We start from the raw sequence: 20,957 nt of genomic DNA, 5'->3' as shown, positions 1-20,957 counted from the left end.
GCTTTCGGTTTCGGCAATGTAGCCTCCCGTAGAGCATTCGGGAAGACCTCAGATTCGGAGAGCGCGCGATGGGACGGCCGAGCAAGCCGCTGCTGGACAGGGAACGGATCACCACTGCGGCGCTCCAACTCGTCGACGAGAAGGGCGAGTTCAGCGTTCCGCAGATCGCGAAGAAGCTCGGGGTGCAGACGGCGTCCGTGTACCACCATGTGGACGGGCGGGACGGGATCGTCGAGCTGCTGCGGGAGCGGGTCTGCGAGGCGATCGACCCGACGCCGCTCAAGTCGCCGGGGCTGCCCTGGGAAGAGGCGATGGCGGCCTGGGCCCGCTCCTACCGGGCGGCCTTCGCCGCCCATCCGAAGGCGATCCCGCTGCTCGCGACGTCGCCGGTGCGGGCGCCGCGGGTGCTTGAGCAGTACGAGTTGGCCGCCGGCCTGCTGCTGGACGCGGGGTTCGCCCCGGCGGACGTGATGCCGGTGATCATCGGCCTGGACAACGTCGTACTGGGCTCAGCGCTTGACCTGGCGGCGCCGGAGACGATGTGGGAACCGGCGGATGAAACGGTGACGCCGCGTCTCGCTGAGGCACTGGCGGCGATGGGCGCCGCCGGGCGCCCGGACAGGGCGTTCGAACTGGCGCTTAGGGGGCTTATTGCGGAGGCGCGGGGGTTGCTTTTGGCTTGAACGGGGTGCCTGCGGCGCTCGGGGAGGGGCTTGCGGGGGCTTGGCACCGCCGATTGGGGCCGTGGGGGTTGAGCGCCGCTGCGGCGGGATGAAAGGGGGCGGCCCCCCTTTCGAACCGGCCGCTGAGCGTTCGGCCGGGGGATGAAAGAGGGCGCCCCCCTCTTTCGAACCGGCCAGGATGGCCCGGCCGGCAGATGAAAGGGCGGCGCCCCTTTCGGACCGGCCAGGATGGCCCGGCCGGGAGATGAAAGGGCAGCGCCCCATTCCACCCCGTCTCGCCCCCGGCGACCCCTCACGCCCCGTAAAACCGCTCCTCCATAACCGCCCGCGCCCGGCGCGTAGCCCGGCGGTAGTCGTCCAGCATGTCGCCCACGTGGCCCGGGTCGTAGCCCAAGTAGCGGCCCACGGCGGCGAGTTCGCGGCCGTCGGAGGGGAACGTGTCGCCGGGGCGGCCGCGGACCAGCATGACCGCGCCGCGTACGCGGGAGGCCAGGACCCAGGCCTCGTCGAGGATCGCCGCCTCGTCCGCCGGGATCAGGTCCGCCGCGCACGCCGCCGCGAGCGCCTCCCGGGTGCGGGTCGTGCGCAGGCCCGGCTCGGCCCAGCCCTGCTGGAGCTGCATGAGCTGAACCGTCCACTCGACGTCGGAGAGCCCGCCGCGCCCCAGCTTCGTGTGCAGCGCGGGGTCCGCGCCACGCGGCAACCGCTCCGACTCCATGCGCGCCTTGAGCCGCCTGATCTCCCGTACGGCGTCCTCCCCGAGCCCCTCGGCCGGGTACCGCAGCGGGTCGACCAGTTCGATGAAGCGCCGCCCGAGATCCGCGTCGCCCGCGACGGGCTCGGCCCGCAGGAGCGCCTGCGACTCCCACACGAGGGACCACCGGCGGTAGTACGCCTCGTAGGACTTGAGGGTCCTCACGAGCGGGCCCGACTTCCCCTCCGGACGGAGATCCGCGTCGACGAGGAGCGGCGGGTCCGCGCTCGGCAGGGCGAGCAGCCGGCGCATCTCGGCGACGACCCGGTTCGCGGCCTCGGCCGCCTCCTGGTCACCGACGCCGTCACGCGGCTCGTGGACGAACAGGACGTCGGCGTCGGACCCGTAACCCAGCTCGTGGCCGCCGAAGCGCCCCATGCCGATGACGGCGAACCGGGTGGGCAGTTCGTCGCCCCACCCCGCGCGCACGACGGCCCGCAGTGTCCCGGCGAGGGTCGCCGCCGTGAGGTCGGAGACCGCGGAGCCGACCCGGTCCACGAGGGCTCCCTGGTCGGGCTCGGCGGGGGTGTCCTCGGTGCCGTAGGACGCGATGATGTCGGCGGCCGACGTACGGAACAGTTCGCGTCGCCGTACGCCACGGGCCGCCACGACGGCCTGTTCGCCGCCGTCGGCGCGCCCGACCGCGGCCAGCACCTCCTGCTCCAACTGCGCGTGCTCGCGCGGTTCGAGGCCGCGCTGGTCGCCGAGGAGAGCGACGGCTTCGGGCGCGCGCATCAGCAGGTCGGGCGCGAGCCGGCCGGCCGACAGGACGCGGGCCAGATTCTCCGCCGCCGCGCCCTCGTCGCGCAGCAGCCGCAGGTACCAGGGCGTCTTGCCGAGCGCGTCGGACACCTTGCGGAAGTTGAGCAGCCCGGCGTCCGGGTCGGCGGAGTCGGCGAACCAGCCGAGGAGTACGGGCAGCAGCGTCCGCTGGATCGCGGCCTTGCGGGACACGCCGGAGGCCAGCGCCTCCAGATGGCGGAGGGCCGAGGTGGGGTCGGCGTACCCGAGGGCCACGAGCCGTTCGCGCGCGGCGCCCGTGCTCAACCGCGTCTCACCCGGGGCGAGTTGGGCCACGGCGTCGAGCAGCGGGCGGTAGAAGAGCTTCTCGTGGAGGCGGCGGACGACGGAGGTGTGCCGGCGCCAGGCCCGGTTGAGTTCGGTGATGGGCTCGGTGCGCATCCCCATGGAGCGGCCGATGCGCCGCTGGTCGGCGTCGCCCTCGGGGACGAGGTGGGTGCGGCGCAGCCGGTAGAGCTGGATGCGGTGTTCGAGGGTGCGCAGGAACCGGTAGGCGTCGTCGAGCTGCACGGCGTCGACCCGTCCGACGTACCCGCCGTCGGCGAGTGCGGCGAGGGCCTTGAGCGTCGTACCGCTGCGCAGCGACGTGTCGGTCCTGCCGTGCACCAACTGCAGGAGCTGTACGGCGAATTCGACGTCCCGCAGGCCGCCGGGCCCGAGCTTCAGCTCGCGCTCGACCTCGCCGGCCGGGATGTTCTCGACGACGCGCTTGCGCATCTTCTGCACGTCGGCCACGAAGTTCTCGCGCTCGGCGGCCTGCCAGACGAGGGGCGCGAGCGTACTGACGTACTCCGCGCCGAGCGCGAGGTCACCGGCGACCGGGCGCGCCTTGAGGAGGGCCTGGAACTCCCAGGTCTTGGCCCATCGTTGGTAGTAGGCGAGGTGGGAGGAGAGGGTGCGGACGAGGGGGCCGTTGCGGCCCTCGGGGCGAAGGTTGGCGTCGACGGGCCAGATCGTGCCTTCGACGGTCGTCTCGGAGCAGATCCGCATCATGTGCGAGGCGAGCCGGGTCGCGGCCTGGATCGCCTTGCCCTCGTCGGCCCCGTCGGCGGCCTCGCCGACGAAGATGACGTCCACGTCGGAGACGTAGTTGAGTTCGTTCCCGCCGCACTTGCCCATCGCGACGACCGCGAGCCGGCACAGCTCGGCGTCCCCGGGCGCGTCCGCCTGCGCGAGGGCGAGGGCCGCGCGCAGGGTGGCGGTGGCCAGGTCGGCGAGTTCGGCGGCCGTCTGCACTATGTCGGTGGTGCCGCAGACGTCCCGCGCGGCGATCGACAGGAGGCAGCGCCGGTACGACACACGGAGCGCGACGGGGTCGGTGGCGTCGGCGAGGCCCTGCTCGAACTCCTCGACGCCGGGGTGCAGGTCGGACGGCTCGTACGTGACGAGGGCCTGCCAGTCCAGCGGGTGCCGGGCGAGATGGTCGGCGAGCGCCTCGGACGAACCGAGGACCCCGAGGAGCCGGTCGCGCAGCGGCTTGGCCGCGATGAGCGTGTCGAGGAGTTCGCGGCGCTCGGTGTCCCCGGCCTGCGCCTCGACGAGCCGCACGAGTCCGAGGAGCGCCAGGTCGGGGTCGGCGGTGCCGCCCAGCGCGTCAAGGAGCAGCGGATCGGAGCGCACCGCGGACAGCGCGGGCGCGTCGAGCAGCCGTTCGGCGGCGGAGGGGTCGGTGAAACCGTGCCGCAGCAGCCGCGTGAACGTGCTGCTCCTGCGCCCTTGCGGCAACGACATCGCAGGTCCTCCTGTTCGATCACGCACTCGTCCAGAGCCTAAGGCTTCGCCGATGAGTTCCGCCCGCGTGCGGGGTCTCCCCTTTGACGAGAGCATCGAAGGAGCGGGGGCCGAATCGCCCTGCGCTCCGCGCAGCCGGAAGGGGAGCACGTATGGAATGGACCCTCGAAGTGGTCGTCGTGCCCGTCTCGGACGTGGACCGGGCGAAGGACTTCTACGAGAAACAGATCGGCTTCGGCGTCGACGTGGACCAGGTGGTCGCGGAAGGCATCCGCGTCGTGCAGCTGACTCCGCCGGGCTCGCGCTGCTCCATCACGCTGATGCAGGGCATGCCGGGCGCGCCGGGGCAACGGCCGATGGCACCGGGGTCGCTCACCGGGCTCCAGTTGTGCGTGACGGACATCGCGGCGGCGCGCGGAGCTGGTGGAGCGGGGCGTGGACGTGAGCCCGGTCCAGCACGCGGGCCCGACGGGCTGGGAGGAGGGTCCTGGCGACGTGTGGAACTCGTTCATGTTCTTCACGGACCCGGACGGGAACGGGTGGACGGTGCAGCAGGCGCCTGCGCCACTGGCGGAGCGCTGAGGGGGCGCGGCGCTGGGCTTACGGGGTACTGGGCTTACGGGGTACTGGGCTTACGGGGTACTGGGCTTACGGGGTGCTGGGGCTCACGCGGCACTGAGGTCGCGCGGCGCCGGGCATACGGAGTACATGGCTCCCGGAACGCATGACTTCCGCAGCGCGTGACTCACGGAACACATGGCTCACGAGCTCCGAGGGTTCACCGGCGCTTCACACGCCCGTAGAACAGGAGCATCCTGGCATGTCCACGGCATGACCATGCTCTAGCCGCACCGCCGCCGCCTCTCCCCCCACCGGAGGTCTCACGTGCTCGGCAGATCATCACCGTTCCGCAGCGGCCGCGCCGCCGCGCTCGCGTCCACCTTCGCCCTGGCCGTCACGTCCGCCGCGCTCTGGTCCGGGCTCGGCGGCTCGTCCGCGCACGCCGCGCCCGCCGTCCCGACCCCGGACCACACCGTCGTCGTGGTCTTCGAGAACCACGCGTACGACCAGGTGATCGGCTCCTCCAGTGCCCCGTACCTCAACAGCCTCAAGACGAACGGCGCCAACCTCACCGCGTCCTACGCCCTCACCCACCCGAGCCAGCCGAACTACTTCGCGCTGTTCTCCGGCGCGACCCAGGGCGTCACGGACGACAGCTGTTACACGCCGGACTTCTCCTCCCAGCCGAACCTCGCCTCCGAGCTGATCGCCGCCGGCAAGTCGTGGGGAAGCTACAACGAGGGCCTCCCGAGCCAGGGTTCGACGACCTGCTCGTCCGGCCGCTACGCCCGTAAGCACAACCCGTGGTTCGGCTTCAGCAACGTCCCGGCCTCCTCGGCGAAGACCTTCGCCCAGTTCCCGACGGACTACTCGACGCTCCCCCAGGTGTCCTTCGTGATCCCCGACCTGTGCAGCGACATGCACGACTGCTCCGTGTCGACGGGTGACACGTGGCTCAAGAACAACCTGTCCGCCTACGCGACCTGGGCGAAGACGCACAACAGCCTCCTCGTCGTCACCTTCGACGAGGACAACCGCCTGGCCGGCAACAAGATCCCGACGGTGCTCTACGGCCAGCGGGTGACCCCGGGCTCCACGTCGGCGACGACGTACAACCACTACGACGTCCTGCGCACCCTGGAGGACATGCACGGCCTCCCGCACGCGGGCAACGCGGCGTCCGGCAAGGACATCACGGGCATCTGGACGTCCTGACGTGTACCTGGCGGACGCCCGCAGCAGCGCGTCCGCGGAACCCGCCGCCCGGCCACCCGCCGGGCGGCGCGGCTTCGCGGTCGCCCCCACCGTTCTCGCCCTCGGCACGGTCAGCCTCATCACCGACGTCTCGTCCGAGATGGTGACGGCGGTCCTGCCGCTCTACCTCGTCGCGGGCCTCGGCCTGACCCCACTCGGTTTCGGTCTCCTGGACGGCGTCTACAACGGCTTCTCGGCGCTGGTCCGTCTGGCGGGCGGCCACCTCGCGGACCGTGGAGAGGGCCGCCACAAGACGGTCGCCCTGCTCGGCTACGGGCTCTCGGCCCTCTGCAAACCATTGCTCCTACTGGCCGCCACGCTCCCCACGATCGGCATGGTCCTGGCGGCCGACCGCACGGGCAAGGGCCTGCGCACGGCACCGCGCGACGCCCTGATCTCCCTGAGCAGCACGCCGACCACGCGCGGCCGGGCATTCGGTGTCCACCGAGCGATGGACACGACGGGCGCCCTCCTGGGCCCACTCGCCGCCTTCCTGATCCTGCGCGCGACGACGGACGGCTACGACGCGGTCTTCACGGTGAGCTTCTGCGTGGCGCTGGTGGGGGTGGTGGTGCTGGTGCTGTTCGTGCCGGGCCGGGGTGTGCGGGGTGGGCCGGACGTGGGCGACACGCGTGCGCGGCGTGGGCCGGACGTCAGCGCCACCCCCGCGCAGCGTGAGCCGGACGTGAGCGGCGTCCCCAGGCCCACCCCGGGCGAGGGCGCGGCACCCGAGCCGCCGACCGGAACCGCCCCCGCCCCCGTGCCCGCACCCTCCCGCCGCCCCACCTTCCGCTCCGCCCTGGCCCTCCTCCACCGCCGCGAGATCCGCCGTACCACCATCTGCGCCCTGCTCCTCGGCCTGGCCACCGTCAGCGACTCCTTCGTCTACCTGCTGCTCCAGCGGCGACTCGGCGTCCCGGACCAATGGTTCGCGCTGCTTCCCCTGGGCACGGCGGGGGCATTTCTGCTGCTGGCCGCACCGCTCGGCCGGCTCGCCGACCGCGTGGGCGGCTGGCGCGTGTTCCTCGCCGGACACGTCGCGCTGCTGGCCGCGTACGGCCTACTCCTCTCCCCCTGGCACGGCAACGCCCTCCCCTACGTGGTCCTCGCGCTGCACGGCAGCTTCTACGCGGCGACGGACGGCGTCCTGATGGCGGCGGCGTCCACGGCCATCCCGCAGGAACTGCGCTCATCGGGGCTGGCCGTCGTACAGACCGGACAGGCGCTCGCCAGGTTCGTCTGCTCCATCGGCTTCGGCGCCGCGTGGACGGCGTGGGGCGACCGTACGGCGCTGGGCACGGCGGCCGTTCTGCTGACGGCCGCCGCCACCGTGGCCTACGCGTTCCGCCCAGGAACCCCGACCGTGGAGGAAGCACCCGCATGACGACCCGAAACAAGCTCCTCGTCCTGGTGGCTACGGTCATCGCCCTGGCGGCCGTAGCCACGGCATCCGTCTGGCACGCGGCGGCGCGCGCCGACCGCAGGGACCAGGCGCGGCCGGGCGGCCCGAGGATCACGGCCGGCCGGGTGACACTGCCCACCGAAACCACCGTCACCGCGCACCACCTCATCTTCCGGAACATGGCCTGGGGCCCGCACCGCGACGAGCTCACCACGGTCCCGGCGTCCCACCCCGACGCGCCCCGCACCGCATCAGCCATCAAGTGCCTTCGCTTCTACGCCAGTTCGGGCACGGCGGTATGCCTCGCGGCCAACCGGGGCGCAATGCGGGACACGTACACAGCACGGGTCCTAGACACACAGCTCAAGGAGAAAGCCCACTACGCACTCCCGGGCATCCCGTCCCGCGCCCGCGTGTCACCGAGCGGCCGGTACGCGGCGTGGACGGTGTTCGTGGGCGGCGACAGCTACGCGGGCACGAACTTCTCGACACGCGCGGCGATAGTCGACACCCGTACGGGCCGCCTCACCCCCACCCTGGAGGACTTCAGGGTCGTGAAGGACGGCCGGACCTACCGAGCGGCGGACATCAACTTCTGGGGCATCACATTCGCCGCCGACGACCGCCACTTCTACGCGACGCTGGCGACCCATGGAAAGACGTACCTGGTCAGAGGCGACCCGCGGACCCGCACCCTGACGACCGTCCACGAGAACGTAGAGTGCCCGTCCCTCTCCCCCGACGGCACGCGCGTCGCGTACAAGAAGCGCGTGAAGGGCCTCCCGGCGGACGCCCCATGGCGCCTCTACGTACTCGACCTCCGCACCCACCACGAGACCCCCCTGGCCGAGACCCGGAGCGTCGACGACCAGGCGGTGTGGAGCGACGGACGCACCCTGACATACGCACTGCCGGGCGACTTCGGCGCGGACCTCTACTCGGTCCCGGCGGACGGCACAGGCGCCCCGCGCCTCCTGACCAAGGCGGCGGTGTCACCGGCGTACTTGTGAATCCCGGTCACGGCTCCGGGATGAGCCTCACCACCGTCACGGCCAGGATCGAGACGGAGACGTAGTAGCGGACGATGACGCCACGCACGGTGGCCTCGCGGCGGTCGGCCCAGCGGCCGATGGGCAGGGACCCGTGCCCGTAGGGGTCGATGCCGAGCGTGCGTTCCAGTTCCGCCCGGAAGGGCACCGGTTCCGCCATCTTCGCGAGCGTGTCGTCGGCGGGCGGGGCGTAGGCGATGCGGTGAGAGTGACGGTGGCTCACGCGGCTCCGGCCCTCTCCGCTTCCTCGCGGGCCAGCCGCTCCATGATGGCGTCGGCGGCCGGATCGGGCACGGCCTCCAGCATCCAGTGCCGCATCACGGCGTGGATCTCGTGCACCCCGGCGGCGTTGATCTCCCGGTCGAACTCACCGCGCCGCCCCTCCGGCAGGGCGTCCCGGATGGCGGGGATGCTGTTGGGCACCTCGACCTCGACCCCGTCGACGATGGTTCTGAGCGGATCAGCCATCACACACTCCCTTCTGACACACCGTCCACGGTAGCGACCACAAAACAACAAAGGGGACGAGACGCCCCAGGCGCCTCGTCCCCTTCTCTCAACTCCCTTACAACACCGGCCCCTTACAACACCGGCAAATTCTTCCGAAGTTCGAAGGCCGTGACCTCGGAGCGGTACTCCTCCCACTCCTGCTTCTTGTTGCGGAGGAAGAAGTCGTAGACGTGTTCGCCCAGCGTCTCGGCTACGAGTTCGCTGCGTTCCATCAGGGCGATCGCCTCGCCGAGGTTTTGCGGGAGGGGCTCGATGCCCATGGCTCGGCGTTCGGCGTCGGTGAGGGCCCAGACGTCGTCGTCGGCGCCCGGCGGGAGTTCGTAGCCCTCCTCGATGCCCTTGAGGCCGGCGGCGAGCAGGACGGCGTAGGTCAGGTACGGGTTCGCGCCCGAGTCGATCGAGCGGACCTCGACGCGGGCGGAGCCGGTCTTGCCGGGCTTGTACATCGGGACGCGGATCAGGGCCGAGCGGTTGTTGTGGCCCCAGCAGATGTACGAGGGGGCCTCGCCGCCCGCGCCCGCCGTGCGGCCGCCGCCGCCCCAGATCCGCTTGTACGAGTTGACCCACTGGTTGGTGACCGCCGAGATCTCGGCGGCGTGCTTGAGCAGGCCCGCGATGAAGGAGCGGCCGACCTTGGAGAGCTGGTACTCCGAGCCGGACTCGTAGAACGCGTTGCGGTCGCCCTCGAAGAGGGAGAGGTGCGTGTGCATCCCCGAGCCGGGGTACTCCGAGAACGGCTTCGGCATGAAGGTCGCGTTGACCCCCTGCTCGAGGGCCACCTGCTTCATGACCAGGCGGAACGTCATGATGTTGTCCGCCGTCGACAGCGCGTCCGCGTACCGCAGGTCGATCTCCTGCTGACCCGGCGCACCCTCGTGGTGGCTGAACTCGACCGAGATGCCCATGGATTCGAGCATGGTGATCGCCTGGCGGCGGAAGTCCATGCCGACGTTCTGCGGGGTGTGGTCGAAGTAGCCGGAGTTGTCGGCCGGGGTCGGGCGGGTGCCGTCGAGCGGCTTGTCCTTGAGGAGGAAGAACTCGATCTCGGGGTGCGTGTAGAAGGTGAAACCGAGGTCGGACGTCTTGGCGAGGGCCCGCTTCAGGACGTAGCGCGGGTCCGCGAAGGACGGGGAGCCGTCGGGCATCAGGATGTCGCAGAACATGCGGGCCGTGCCGGGGGCCTCGGCGCGCCAGGGCAGGACCTGGAACGTCGACGGGTCGGGCTTGGCGATCATGTCGGACTCGTAGACACGCGCGAAGCCCTCGATCGCGGAGCCGTCGAAGCCGATGCCCTCGTCGAAGGCCTGCTCCAGTTCCGCCGGGGCCACGGCCACCGACTTGAGGAAGCCGAGGACATCCGTGAACCACAGGCGGACGAACCGGATATCCCGCTCCTCGAGTGTCCGGAGCACGAATTCCTGCTGCTTGTCCATCTTCCGCTTCCACCCATCCTTGCTGGTCAGGCCGCCTGCGTCGGCGCCGCGCGGGGCGCGGACGGCAGGCTCCTGAGCATCCCACCACATCCCCGTTTCGTACGCGTTGCCGACCAAGATCGGCTCGCCGACCCCGGACCGAACATCGTGCGAACAGCGGATGTTTACGACTCCGTGCCCATAGTGCCTGCTGAGGCGCCTCGTCCCATAGTCCCCGCCGCCAGGCCGCGCGGCATGGCGGGCGCCACACGGTCCCCACTACGATCAGCGGGCTCGATCACCCGTCCCGTCCCCCCTTTCCCAGAAGGGCTCACCATGGGTTCCCCCAAGAGCACCGGCACCGCGTCGCGCACGGCTCGGATAGAGGAGATGCGGCGCGCCGAGCGTTCCCGTGAGCGCCGTGGCCGCGTGCTGACGATCGTGGTGAGCGGCCTCGTCGTCGCGGGCCTCGTCGGGTTCGGCGCGTGGGCCCTGACGAAGGGCGACGGCGGGTCGAAGGGCGGCGGGAAGGTGGATGACAAGGCGGCGGCCGGGTCGTTCCGTACGGGCCCGGACGGGGTGCGGACGTGGACCGGGAAGCTGGCCCGCAACCACGTCCCCGGAAAGGTGTCGTACCCGATGACGCCGCCGGTGGGCGGGGACCACAACCAGGTCTGGATGAACTGCAACGGCGACGTCTACAAGAAACCCCTCGCCAACGAGAACGCCGTGCACTCCATGGAGCACGGCGCGGTCTGGGTGACGTACACGGACAAGGCCGATCCGGCCGACGTGAAGCAGCTGGCGGCGAAGGTGTCGCAGACGCCGTACTCGCTGATGAGCCCGGACCAGGAGCAGAAGGACCCCATCATGCTGAGCGCGTGGGGGCATCAGCGGACCGTGAAGAGCGCCGCCGATCCTGCCGTGGCCTCCTTCTTCTCCACGTACGTGCAGGGCGAGCAGACCCCGGAGCCGGGGGCGTCCTGCACCAACGGCCTGACCCAGTGAGGCGCGCGGCGTGGGCCGCGCCGGCTGTCGCGGCGGTCCTCGTCGCGGCCGGCGCGGTGACGTACGCGGTCGCCGACGGGAATCTCGGCGGCGGCGAGACGGCCGTTCGGGTGCCGGGGGCGGAGTCCGCGGACGCCGGGTTCGCCCGGGACATGGCGGTGCACCACCAGCAGGCCGTGGAGATGTCGTACATCGTGCGCGACCGCACGGACGACGAGGAGGTGCGGCGGCTCGCGTACGACATCGCGCAGACCCAGGCGAACCAGCGCGGGATGCTGCTCGGCTGGCTCGATCTGTGGGGGCTGCCCAAGGTGTCGGCGAAGCCGCCGATGGCGTGGATGGGGATGGGTGACATGCCGCCGGGGCAGGACGGCGCGCTGATGCCGGGGATGGCCACGAACGCGCAGCTCGACGAACTCCGGAAGGCGAGCGGCAAGCGGGCCGAGGTGCTGTACCTGAAGCTGATGACCGCCCATCACAAGGGCGGCGTCCACATGGCGCAGGGGTGTGTGGAGCGGTGCGGGGTCGGGGTGGAGCGGCGGCTCGCGGCGGGCATGGTCGCCGCGCAGAAGTCCGAACTCGACCTGATGGCACAGATGTTGAAGGACCGGACGTAGGGAGACCTGAGGGCCGGCCCGCGAGAAAGCTCGCCCGCGCCAGGCGGAAGACCCGCCCCGCCACGATCGCTTAATACCCCAAATCGCCCTCGAATACCGTTCCTTGGGCTCTTCTTGGTGCTTCCATTCCCCTTGCATGAACGGTTCGGCGCAACAGTGATCAGTTGCGTGCACCGGTCCACCGGTGCCCCACGGATCACCGTCGCCACACACGCGACGAACCACATTCGCAGGGGGTTGTATGAGATCCACCCGTGCCGCGGCCCGCGCCGCACTGAGCCTGGCGGCAACACTGCCACTGCTCGCGGGCGCACTCGCCGTCGCCGCACCCGTCGCCCAGGCCGACCCGAACCCGGGCGCCCGCGACGCACTGACCGGCACCAAGCCGCTGTGGGCCACGACCAAGGCCGACCAGGGCGCCACGCCGAACAGCTCCGCCGTGCACGCCCGCGTGTACCTCGCGGGACGCGACGCGAACGGCCTCGCGGCATACGCGCAGGCCGTGTCCGACCCGCACTCGAAGCTGTACGGCAAGTACCTCAGCGCGAAGCAGGCGCAGGCCCGCTTCGGCGCGACCAAGGCCCAGATATCCGAGGTCACGAAGTGGCTCGAGTCCTCGGGCCTGACCGTGACCGGCGTCAGCCAGCACTACATATCCGTCTCGGGCGATGTCGCGGCAGCAGAGAAGGCGTTCGGCGCCCAGCTGCACGACTACACCAAGGGCAAGCACACCTACCGCGCGCCCGCGTCCACCGCGACCGCCCCCGCGGCCCTGGACGGCGCGGTCCTCACCGTGACCGGCCTGGACACCGCGCCGCACAAGGCGAGCCACGACGAGACGCTGCCTCCGCCGGACGCCGTGTTCCACAACGCCGGCCCCTACTCGTCGTACTTCGGCTCACGCACGGCGAGCACCCTGCCGTCCGCGTACGGCCAGGCGGCTCCCTACGCCATCAAGGGCTACACCGGCAAGCAGCTGCGCTCGGCCTACGGCGCCGGCGCGAAGACCGGCAAGGGCGTCCGCGTCGCCATCACGGACGCGTACGCCTCGCCGACGATCGCGAAGGACGCGGCCACCTACGCCAAGCGCAACGGTGACGCGGCCTACCGCAGCGGCCAGTTGAAGCAGGTCCTGCCCTCGGACTACACCAAGACCGAGGAGTGCGGCGCGGCGGGCTGGTACGGCGAGGAGACCCTCGACGTCGAGGCCGTGCACGCCGTGGCGCCCGCCGCCGACATCACCTACGTCGGCGCCGCGTCCTGCTACGACGACGCGCTGATCGACTCGCTCGGCAAGATCGTCGACGGCCACCTCGCCGACATCGTGTCGAACTCGTGGGGCGACATCGAGGCCAACCAGACCCCCGACCTCGCCGCCGCCTACGACCAGATCTTCAAGTTCGGCGCGATCGAGGGCATCGGCTTCTACTTCTCGTCCGGCGACAACGGCGACGAGGTCGCGAACACCGGCACGAAGCAGGTCGACGTGCCGGCCAACTCGGCGTGGGTGACGGCCGTCGGCGGCACGTCGCTTGCCGTCGGCAAGGGCGACACGTACAAGTTCGAGACCGGCTGGGGCACGCTCAAGGCCGGGCTGTCCGCGGACGGCAAGAGCTGGGACAAGTTCCCGGGCGCGTACACGTCGGGCGCGGGCGGTGGCACCAGCAAGACGGTGAAGCAGCCGTTCTACCAGCGCGGTGTCGTCCCGAACGCGCTGGCGCGGGCCAACGGCGGCGCGAAGATGCGGACGGTGCCGGACATCGCCGCGGTCGCCGACCCGAACACGGGCTTCCTCGTCGGCCAGACGCAGACGTTCCCCGACGGGTCGCTCAAGTACGACGAGTACCGCATCGGCGGCACCTCGCTGGCGGCGCCCGTCATCGCGGGCGTCCAGGCGCTCGCCCAGGAGGCGCGCGGCGGGCACCCGCTCGGCTTCGCCAACCCGGCGATCTACGACCACTACGGCTCGAAGATCTACCACGACGTGACGGACCGGCCGACCGGCCGTGACCTCGCCGTGGTCCGCGTGGACTACGCGAACGGGTTCGACGCGGCCGACGGCCTGCTGACCTCGGTCCGCAGCCTCGGCAAGGACAGCTCGCTCCAGGCCGTCACCGGCTACGACGACGTGACGGGTGTCGGCTCGCCGGCGCCGGGCTATGTGACGTCGTTCGGCCGCCGCTGACACGCACGCGCGAAAGCGCCCGCCCCCGGGGACCGTTCCCCGGGGGCGGGCGCCTTTTCGTACTCGGCCCGGCTACTGTTTGACGATCTTCACGTCGTCGCACCAGCCGCTGCCCTTGCCGGTACGGGTGTAGCAGTACAGGGTCGCCGTGGTGTTGGTGGGACCCGTGGTGAAGGTGATGCTGCCGGTCTTCCAGCCGAAGGCGCTGAACGCGGGGATCCGGGTCTCGGTCCCGCCGAAGTTCTTCACGCCGATGGCCATCTGGGTGTCGTAGGCGTCGACACGGCCCCAACCCGACAGCGTGTACGTCGTGTTGGGCTCGACCGTGACCTTCTGCTCGGCCGTGCTGGGGTAGCCGGTGACGCGCAGGACGCCGGTGCCGCTGTGCGGATTCGCGGTGTCGACGGTGACGGTGCCGGACGGCGCCCAGGGTGCGGGCGTGCCCGTCTCGAAGCCGGGGTTGCCGACCAGGTTGGTGCCGCCCGAGCAGGCGCCGTCGTCGAACGTAGACGCCTGGTGGGCGCCGATGTCGGGACGGCAGGCGACGGGGGCGGGGCCGCCGAAGTAGTCCTTGCCGCCGGAGCCGGTGGTGACCTGACCTGCGCCGCGCGCCGGGGAGCCGGCCTTCAGCTTGTAACCGGCGGGGTCGGCGGAGCCGGGGGCGACGAGCTGCGGGTCGGCTGTCACCTTGCCCGGGTCGGCGGGCTCGGAGGCCGGGTGGTTGCCGTACATGACGTTGTTGCGCCAGGTGTGCTCGGCGGGCTTGCCGCCGTAGCCGCCGGTGCCGAGGTTGTAGATGATGTTGTTGCTCCACAGCGTGGTGGATGCGCCACCGCTGCTCTCCACGATGGCCGTCGTCGAACCGGCCTTCATGTAGAAGGTGTTGTTGAGCATCTGGGCGGCGGCGTCACCCACCGCGTACAGAATGCGGGAGCCGTCGTTGACGGAGAGGTTGTAACGCGCCACCGTCCCGGCCGTGTTGGCGCCGCCTCCGCAGGCCCCGCACAGCAGCAGGAAGCCGCCCTCGTTGTCGTGGGTGTAGTTGTACTGGAAGACGGCGCCGCGCGTGCCGAAGTCGGCGTCGAAGGCCATGCCGTCGTTCAGGCCGGGCCGCCGCACGTGGTGGACCTCGTTGTACTGGAAGACGGTCCCGTCGCTGTTGATGGTCCAGAAGCCGGCGTTGTTGCCCGCCGAACGCATCCAGATGTCGTAACCCTCGTTGTGCTCGACCAGCGCGTCACGGGTGGCGCGGACGACCATGCCGTCGCCGCCGATGTCGTGGATCTTGTTGCCGCGGAAGACGACCCGCGTGCTGGCGGTCCAGGCGGGCCCGCTGGTGCAGCCGTAGATGGCGCGGCAGTTCCAGCTGGACTGCGTGGTCAGACCCTCGCGGTCGACCTTGTAGACCTCGCTGTTCTCGACGAGTACGTCGTCGAAGCGGGTCGGCGTCGCCGTCCCCGAGACCCTGAACTGGATGCCGTTGCTGTTCTTGGTGTCGCCGCCGTTGACGTCATGCACGTATACGTCGTCGAGGACGTAATGGGTGCCGGTGCCGTGGTCGGCGAGCTCGACGAGGATGCCGTTGCGCTCGGCGTCGGTGGCGCCCTTGTTGGTGACTTCCAGGCCGGTGATCTCCCACTGCTCGACGTTGAGCAGATGGACGGCGGCATAGACGGTGCCGCCGCCCTCGATCACGGGCCGGGCACCGCCGGACCCGTACGGGGACACCCTGACCGGATTGCCGGCGACACCGGACCCGCTGGGCTTGAGCTGCCCCTTGCAGGTGGCGCCACGCTTGAAGTAGAGCCGGTCGCCGGGCCCGTAGGTGAGGGCGTTGGCGGCGTCCAGGGAGTTGTACGGCGAGGCGAGGCTGCCGTTGCCGTTCGTGGGGGCCGAACAGTCCACGTAATAGGGGGTGCTGGCGGACTGTTCGGGGTGCGCGGGGTGTTCGGGTTTCCCGTCGGTGGCCTGGGCCGCCGACGGGACGAGGAGCGCGGAGGCGGCGAGCGCGAGGCCGGCCGTGAACGTGGTGCCGGCTCTTCGGAGCCTGGATGTAACCGGTGCCATTCTTACTCCTGGGGATAGGAGGGAAGTCCGGCAAGTACCGTGCCCAGTAAGGCGGTTGAGGTCAATGGGTCGGACGGGAAACGGTTACATTCATGGCCGCGCAAGCCGCACGCGAGCCACGCAGCCCGCCCTCAGCAACCCCCGCAGCCCAGCCCGGCCCCGCCCCCTCACGCCAGCCGCGCAAGATCCTCCCGAACCAGCTTCCCCACCAGCTCCTCCCCCCGGGCGAACCGCTCCGCCTCCTCGACGGCGTACAGCCCGAGCCGCCGCACCTCACTCCCCTGCGCACCCGCCACATGCGGAGTGACCAGGACATTGGGCAGCGAAAGCAACGGGTGATCGGAAGGCAACGGCTCAGGATGGGTGACGTCGAGAAACGCGTCCAGCCGCCCGGCCGCACACTCCCGGGTCAACGCCTCGGTGTCGACGAGCGACCCCCGAGCCGTATTCACGACCACACCCCCATCCGGAATGAGCTTCAACATCTCCTCCCCCAACATCCCCCGAGTTTCAGGCAGTTGAGGAGCATGAACACTCACAACAGAGCTCCGCCGACAAAGCTCGGCAAGCTCGACAAGCTCCACCCCCAGCCCCTCGGCCTCCGCAGCGCTCACATATGGATCGGTGAGCAGAATGCGATACCCGGCGTCGGATTCCCGCAGCCCCGCGATGACGCGCCGCCCGATACGCGAGGCGCCGATGATGCCGATGACCCGCCCGTCGGCACCTTCGCGCTCGGTGAAGCCGGGCCAGCCACGCGCGTAGCGGGCGGCGACGGGCAGGGCCTTCTTCACGGCGAAGGTGATCGAGGCGATGGTGAAGGCGACGACGGGGCCGGCGTTGGCGTCGGCGGCGGAGGACACGGTGATGCCGGGCCGCTCCCACAGGGCGTCGGTCACGACGGGCTTGACCGATCCGGCGGCGTGCACGACGGCGCGCAGCCTGGGCGCGTGCGCGAGGACGTCCCCGGTGAGTTGTGGGCAGCCCCAGCCGGTGACCAGCAGCTCGGCTCCGGCCAGGACGGCGCGGGCTTCCGGGGTGTCGAGGGGTCCGGTCAGCGGGACGGGCGCGAGGTCGGCGCACCGCCCGAGCCGTTGCCGCAGGTCCGACGGGATGACCCGGTCGAGCACCTCGGCGTCCATGGCAAGTGCGGCGATCGGTCGGTGAGCTGCCACGCGCTACCACCCTCCAGCATTGCGGGTTTTTAGTAACCGGTTACCTCAGGATGCCAGGAGGCTAGGCCCAAGCCCGAAGGATGGTCAAGAGTTCGCGTGCACAGGGGGGTTGACCCGGCTTAGTAACCGTTTTAGATTCCCGCTCACCTTGTTCCAACAACGGAGGGGTTTCCGTGCCCACGGTGGCGAAGGACAGGCCCGATGCCGAGGCGGTGAAGCCCCCCGGCACCCCGGGCAGCGGGTCAAAAGCCCATAAGCAGGACAGCCTGGGGAAACGTTTTCGGAGCAGCCGCACCCTGCTGCTCTTCATGGTCCCGGGGCTGGCGTACTTCCTTCTCTTCCACTACGGGGCCTTCATCGGCAACGTGGTGGCGCTCAAGGACTACGTGCCGTTCGACGGACTCTGGCGCAGCCCGTGGGTGGGGTTCTCGAACTTCAGCCGGATGTTCGGCGACGGGGACTTCTGGCACGCGACGTGGAACACCTTCTACATAGCGGTGCTCCAGCTGGTCTTCTTCTTCCCGATCCCCCTGGCCATCGCGGTACTGCTGCACAGCCTCACGTCGCAGTTCCTGCGCCGCTTCGTGCAGTCGGTCGTCTACCTCCCGCACTTCCTCTCCTGGGTCATCGTCGTAGCACTGTTCCAGCAAGTCCTGTCCGACACAGGCCTGTTGAACTCGTTCCTGGGTGACTCGGGTCTCCACACGGTCGACATCATCGGCAACCCCGACGCGTATCGACCGCTCGTGGTGGCGGAGATCGTCTGGAAGGACGCGGGCTGGGGCACGATCATCTTCCTGGCCGCCCTGATGCAGGTGGACGAGCAGCAGTACGAAGCGGCAGCGATCGACGGGGCAGGCCCCTGGCGCCGCTTCTGGCACATCACGCTCCCCTCCATCCGCCCGATCATCGTGCTGCTCCTGATCATGCGGCTTGGCGACATCCTCTCCGTGGGCTTCGAACAGATGCTGCTCCAGCGCCAGTCGGTGGGCCCGGGGGTCGGCGAGGTGCTCGACACGTTCGTGTTCTGGCAGGGAATCGTCGGCGGAGACACCGGATACGCAGCAGCAGCAGGCCTGTTCAAGGGCCTGGTCGGCGCAGTACTCGTCTTCACCGCCAACCGGGTGGCACACAAGCTGGGCGAGCAGGGGATCTACAAATGACAACAGCGATACGCCCCACCCGCCCAGCGTGGATGGAAAAGCCGAAACCCCTGACCCAGATCGCCAAGGCCCTCGCAATCATCGCGGTCCTGACCCTGGTCCTGATCCCCTTCCTCGTCATCATCTCCACGTCCCTAGCCTCCAACAAGGAGGTGGTCGCCAACGGCGGCTGGGTCCTGTGGCCGACGGAGCCGACCCTGCGCGCCTACCGCAACATCCTCAGCGGAGGCATCGTCACCAAGGCACTGGGCGTCAGCGTCGGAGTCACCTTCATCGGCACGCTGGCCTCGCTCGCCTGCACCTCGCTCCTGGCCTACGCGCTGAGCCGCCCGGGAGTCCTCGGCGGCAAGCCGATCCTCCTGGTCATCCTCTTCACATTCCTGTTCCCCCCTGGCATGATCCCGGCATTCCTCCTGGTCAAGGGTCTGGGCCTGGAGAACATGTACGCGGCCCTGATCGCGCCGGTCCTGATCAACGTGTTCAACCTGGTGGTCCTGCGCGGCTTCTTCCAGGGCATCCCGGAGGAGCTGTACGAGGCTGCGCGCCTGGACGGCGCGAGCGACTGGACGGTGTTCTGGCGCATCGTCCTGCCGCTCTCCAAGGCAGCGCTGGCGGTCGTCGGACTGTTCTACGCGGTGAGCTACTGGAACGCCTGGTTCAACGCCTCGATCTACCTGGAGTCCGACCACTGGCCGCTCTCCCAGGTGCTGCGCACGTACGTGATCGGCGGCGCGCAGATCTCCGACACCGGCATCAGCGAGGCGGGCATGGTCTCGGCCCCGCAGACCACGCAGATGGCAGTCCTGGTGATCGCCACCGTCCCCATCCTGATCGTCTACCCGTTCCTCCAGAAGTACTTCACCAAGGGCGTGCTCACCGGCGCCATCAAGAGCTAGTCAACTCCCCGTTCCGAAGGGTCGATTCACGTGTCCGGTTCCTCGATGTCGCGCCGCACCCTGCTGCGCTCCATAGCAGTCGGCGGCGCAGCCCTTGCCGCCCCGTCCGTCCTCACGGCCTGCTCCACCGACTCCGGTAACGGCGGCTCGGTCGGCAACGCGGGCAAGAAGGCGGCCCCGTGGCCGACGTACACGCCGGCGTCGGGTGCGACGCCGGACCTCGCGGCCACCGCGGAGGGCGTGCAGGCGGGCTACACGAAGTACCCGTCCAAGCTGGTGAAGGCGGTGGCGGAGAAGCCGGGCACCGGCAAGGAGAAGATCAGGGTTCTCACGATCACCTACGGCACCCCGCCGAAGCCGGCGGCGCAGAACAAGCTGTGGACGGCGATCAACGAGGCGCTCGGCGTGGACGTCGAGTTCACCGTCGTCCCCGACGCGGACTTCCGCGCCAAGATGGCGACGCTGTTCGCGGGCGACGACATCCCGGACATCATCAACATCGGCGGCGGCTACGTCCTGCCGCGCGAGGCCCAGTTCGTACAGTCGCGCTGCGCGGACCTGACGGAGTACCTGTCGGGCGACGCGGTGAAGGACTACCCGAACCTGGCGGGCATCCCGACGTACGCGTGGCAGGGCATGGGCCGTATCTCGGGCCGTATCTTCGGCGTCCCGGTGGAGCGCCCGAAGCCGCAGGACACGATGTACTTCAACGGCCAGGCGTTCGCGAAGGCGGGCTACAAGCCGGGCATGTCGGCCACGGACTTCGCGACCATGGCGAAGGACGCGACCGGCGGCAAGAAGTGGGCGCTCGGAGCCTCCATGACGGCCTACTTCGGCTACAAGACACACGCCACGTGGCACGGGGCCCCCAACGAGTGGCGCATCAAGGACGGCAAGGCGACGTACTTCGCCGGCACCGACGAGTTCAAGGCGTCGCTCGAGTTCATGTCGAAGCTGCGCAAGCAGGGCTCGTACTACCCCGAGGCCACGTCGGTCTCGCAGGTCGACCTGAAGACGCAGTTCTGGAACGGCTCGGTCCTGTCGATGACGGACGGCTTCCTCTCGTACCCGGGTTCGGCGGCGGGCATCAAGGGCGCGTTCGACCTGGACGCCCTGGTCCCGTACGTGCCCGAGGGCGTGACGCCGGGCTACCAGCAGAGCCGGGGCGCGTTCGGCTACACGGTGATCAAGAAGGGTTCCAAGGACCGCGTCAAGCTCATGCTGCGCATCCTTGACTACCTGGCGGCGCCGTTCGGCACGGAGGAGTACGAGCTGACCCACTTCGGCCTGGAGGGCACGCACTTCAAGCGGGACAAGGAAAACAACCCGATCGCGACGCCGCTCGGCCTGGTCGAGTCGAGGGTGAACCTGCCGTTCGTGTACCTGAGCGACGCTCCGCAGGTCCTCTACGCGCCCGGCTACGCCGACGTCATCAAGCGGCTGCACGCGTGGCAGGAGAAGGTCGTCCCGATGATGGTGCCCAACGACCGCTGGGGCCTGCAGTCGGACACGTACAACAAGCAGGGAGCGACGCTCGACCAGATCATGGCCGACGGCGTGACGGCGACGGTCACCGGCCGCCAGAAGCTCTCCGACTGGGACTCCGTGTACAAGAAGTGGCTGAACCAGGGTGGCCAGAAGGCCATGGAGGAGTTCGCCAAGGAGTACGAGGCCGCGCGCTGACGGCAC

16 protein-coding genes and 1 pseudogene are annotated in these 20,957 nt (G+C 70.0%); 11 read left to right on the top strand and 6 right to left on the bottom strand.

Annotated features, from left to right (window positions below; all coding sequences use genetic code 11):
* The first annotated feature begins 68 nt into the window (after window positions 1-68).
* Window positions 69-683, top strand: a complete 615-nt coding sequence (locus tag ABZ893_RS20505; RefSeq protein ID WP_361405454.1) for a TetR/AcrR family transcriptional regulator C-terminal domain-containing protein — start codon at window positions 69-71, stop codon at window positions 681-683.
* A gap of 292 nt (window positions 684-975) precedes the next feature.
* Here the strand turns inward: ABZ893_RS20505 and ABZ893_RS20500 are convergent, their stop codons facing one another.
* Entirely contained in the window at window positions 976-3,969 is a 2,994-nt protein-coding gene (locus tag ABZ893_RS20500; RefSeq protein ID WP_361405451.1) for a bifunctional [glutamine synthetase] adenylyltransferase/[glutamine synthetase]-adenylyl-L-tyrosine phosphorylase, read from the bottom strand.
* Between the two features lie 152 nt (window positions 3,970-4,121).
* On the opposite strand from ABZ893_RS20500, the pseudogene ABZ893_RS20495 reads away from it, so the two are divergent.
* The 4 genes and pseudogenes from ABZ893_RS20495 to ABZ893_RS20480 all read left to right on the top strand — a co-directional run bounded on the left by ABZ893_RS20495 (window position 4,122) and on the right by ABZ893_RS20480 (window position 8,196).
* Window positions 4,122-4,551, top strand: a pseudogene (locus ABZ893_RS20495) (VOC family protein).
* Between the two features lie 366 nt (window positions 4,552-4,917).
* Window positions 4,918-5,745 carry an alkaline phosphatase family protein gene (locus ABZ893_RS20490; protein ID WP_361405805.1) on the top strand — a complete coding sequence of 276 codons (828 nt, stop codon included), beginning with the start codon at window positions 4,918-4,920 and terminating at the stop codon, window positions 5,743-5,745.
* 1 nt (window position 5,746) lies between these two features.
* On the top strand, window positions 5,747-7,168 hold the full coding sequence (locus tag ABZ893_RS20485; RefSeq protein ID WP_361405449.1) for an MFS transporter: 1,422 nt from the start codon (window positions 5,747-5,749) through the stop codon (window positions 7,166-7,168).
* Window positions 7,165-8,196 (top strand): TolB-like translocation protein, encoded by a 1,032-nt coding sequence (locus tag ABZ893_RS20480; RefSeq protein WP_361405446.1) that lies wholly within the window; start codon window positions 7,165-7,167, stop codon window positions 8,194-8,196. Before ABZ893_RS20485 ends, ABZ893_RS20480 begins: the two co-directional genes overlap by 4 nt.
* A 7-nt stretch (window positions 8,197-8,203) precedes the next feature.
* Here ABZ893_RS20480 and ABZ893_RS20475 read toward each other — a convergent pair whose 3' ends face one another.
* The 3 genes from ABZ893_RS20475 to ABZ893_RS20465 form a co-directional block, all read right to left on the bottom strand.
* On the bottom strand, window positions 8,204-8,395 hold the full coding sequence (locus ABZ893_RS20475; protein ID WP_361405802.1) for a hypothetical protein: 192 nt from the start codon (window positions 8,393-8,395) through the stop codon (window positions 8,204-8,206).
* A gap of 59 nt (window positions 8,396-8,454) precedes the next feature.
* A complete protein-coding gene (locus tag ABZ893_RS20470; protein ID WP_361405443.1) occupies window positions 8,455-8,703 on the bottom strand; it encodes a hypothetical protein in 249 nt (82 codons plus the stop codon).
* Between the two features lie 113 nt (window positions 8,704-8,816).
* Entirely contained in the window at window positions 8,817-10,178 is a 1,362-nt protein-coding gene (locus tag ABZ893_RS20465) for a glutamine synthetase family protein (protein WP_361405799.1), read from the bottom strand.
* A gap of 315 nt (window positions 10,179-10,493) precedes the next feature.
* Here ABZ893_RS20465 and ABZ893_RS20460 point away from each other — a divergent pair, with 315 nt between their 5' ends.
* The 3 genes from ABZ893_RS20460 to ABZ893_RS20450 all read left to right on the top strand — a co-directional run bounded on the left by ABZ893_RS20460 (window position 10,494) and on the right by ABZ893_RS20450 (window position 13,967).
* Entirely contained in the window at window positions 10,494-11,165 is a 672-nt protein-coding gene (locus ABZ893_RS20460) for a DUF3105 domain-containing protein (RefSeq protein ID WP_361405440.1), read from the top strand.
* Complete coding sequence (locus tag ABZ893_RS20455; RefSeq protein ID WP_361405437.1) at window positions 11,162-11,782, top strand: DUF305 domain-containing protein; 621 nt, start codon at window positions 11,162-11,164, stop codon at window positions 11,780-11,782. The genes ABZ893_RS20460 and ABZ893_RS20455 overlap by 4 nt, the downstream gene beginning before the upstream one ends.
* Before the next feature lie 241 nt (window positions 11,783-12,023).
* Window positions 12,024-13,967 (top strand): S53 family peptidase, encoded by a 1,944-nt coding sequence (locus ABZ893_RS20450; RefSeq protein ID WP_361405434.1) that lies wholly within the window; start codon window positions 12,024-12,026, stop codon window positions 13,965-13,967.
* Window positions 13,968-14,039: 72 nt separating this feature from the next.
* Here the strand turns inward: ABZ893_RS20450 and ABZ893_RS20445 are convergent, their stop codons facing one another.
* Both ABZ893_RS20445 and ABZ893_RS20440 read right to left on the bottom strand, forming a co-directional pair.
* Window positions 14,040-16,034: a carbohydrate binding domain-containing protein gene (locus ABZ893_RS20445; RefSeq protein ID WP_361405431.1), complete on the bottom strand. Its 1,995-nt coding sequence runs from the start codon at window positions 16,032-16,034 to the stop codon at window positions 14,040-14,042.
* A 167-nt stretch (window positions 16,035-16,201) separates the two neighbouring features.
* A complete protein-coding gene (locus ABZ893_RS20440; protein ID WP_361405428.1) occupies window positions 16,202-17,209 on the bottom strand; it encodes a hydroxyacid dehydrogenase in 1,008 nt (335 codons plus the stop codon).
* Between the two features lie 308 nt (window positions 17,210-17,517).
* Here ABZ893_RS20440 and ABZ893_RS20435 point away from each other — a divergent pair, with 308 nt between their 5' ends.
* From ABZ893_RS20435 to ABZ893_RS20425, 3 genes are read left to right on the top strand one after another with little or no spacing between them, the layout of a single operon-like run.
* Window positions 17,518-18,372: an ABC transporter permease subunit gene (locus ABZ893_RS20435; RefSeq protein WP_361405796.1), complete on the top strand. Its 855-nt coding sequence runs from the start codon at window positions 17,518-17,520 to the stop codon at window positions 18,370-18,372.
* Window positions 18,369-19,268: a carbohydrate ABC transporter permease gene (locus ABZ893_RS20430; protein WP_361405425.1), complete on the top strand. Its 900-nt coding sequence runs from the start codon at window positions 18,369-18,371 to the stop codon at window positions 19,266-19,268. The genes ABZ893_RS20435 and ABZ893_RS20430 overlap by 4 nt, the downstream gene beginning before the upstream one ends.
* A gap of 45 nt (window positions 19,269-19,313) precedes the next feature.
* Entirely contained in the window at window positions 19,314-20,951 is a 1,638-nt protein-coding gene (locus tag ABZ893_RS20425; protein WP_361405422.1) for a sugar ABC transporter substrate-binding protein, read from the top strand.
* Window positions 20,952-20,957 lie beyond the last annotated feature (6 nt).

Origin of the sequence: Streptomyces sp. NPDC046821 (assembly GCF_040645335.1) — a bacterium.
Classification (GTDB): Bacteria; Actinomycetota; Actinomycetes; order Streptomycetales; family Streptomycetaceae; genus Streptomyces.
This window is presented reverse-complemented; position numbering and strand designations above follow the sequence as displayed.

Bases quoted from the DNA above. Each gene is read 5' to 3' on its own strand.
- ABZ893_RS20475 (WP_361405802.1), bottom strand. From the start codon at position 8,395: ATGGCGGAACCGGTGCCCTTCCGGGCGGAACTGGAACGCACGCTCGGC.
- ABZ893_RS20445 (WP_361405431.1), bottom strand. From the start codon at position 16,034: ATGGCACCGGTTACATCCAGGCTCCGAAGAGCCGGCACCACGTTCACG.
- ABZ893_RS20435 (WP_361405796.1), top strand. From the start codon at position 17,518: ATGGTCCCGGGGCTGGCGTACTTCCTTCTCTTCCACTACGGGGCCTTC.
- ABZ893_RS20465 (WP_361405799.1), bottom strand. From the start codon at position 10,178: ATGGACAAGCAGCAGGAATTCGTGCTCCGGACACTCGAGGAGCGGGAT.
- ABZ893_RS20470 (WP_361405443.1), bottom strand. From the start codon at position 8,703: ATGGCTGATCCGCTCAGAACCATCGTCGACGGGGTCGAGGTCGAGGTG.
- ABZ893_RS20500 (WP_361405451.1), bottom strand. From the start codon at position 3,969: ATGTCGTTGCCGCAAGGGCGCAGGAGCAGCACGTTCACGCGGCTGCTG.
- ABZ893_RS20505 (WP_361405454.1), top strand. From the start codon at position 69: ATGGGACGGCCGAGCAAGCCGCTGCTGGACAGGGAACGGATCACCACT.
- ABZ893_RS20450 (WP_361405434.1), top strand. From the start codon at position 12,024: ATGAGATCCACCCGTGCCGCGGCCCGCGCCGCACTGAGCCTGGCGGCA.
- ABZ893_RS20480 (WP_361405446.1), top strand. From the start codon at position 7,165: ATGACGACCCGAAACAAGCTCCTCGTCCTGGTGGCTACGGTCATCGCC.
- ABZ893_RS20460 (WP_361405440.1), top strand. From the start codon at position 10,494: ATGGGTTCCCCCAAGAGCACCGGCACCGCGTCGCGCACGGCTCGGATA.
- ABZ893_RS20430 (WP_361405425.1), top strand. From the start codon at position 18,369: ATGACAACAGCGATACGCCCCACCCGCCCAGCGTGGATGGAAAAGCCG.
- ABZ893_RS20425 (WP_361405422.1), top strand. From the start codon at position 19,314: ATGTCGCGCCGCACCCTGCTGCGCTCCATAGCAGTCGGCGGCGCAGCC.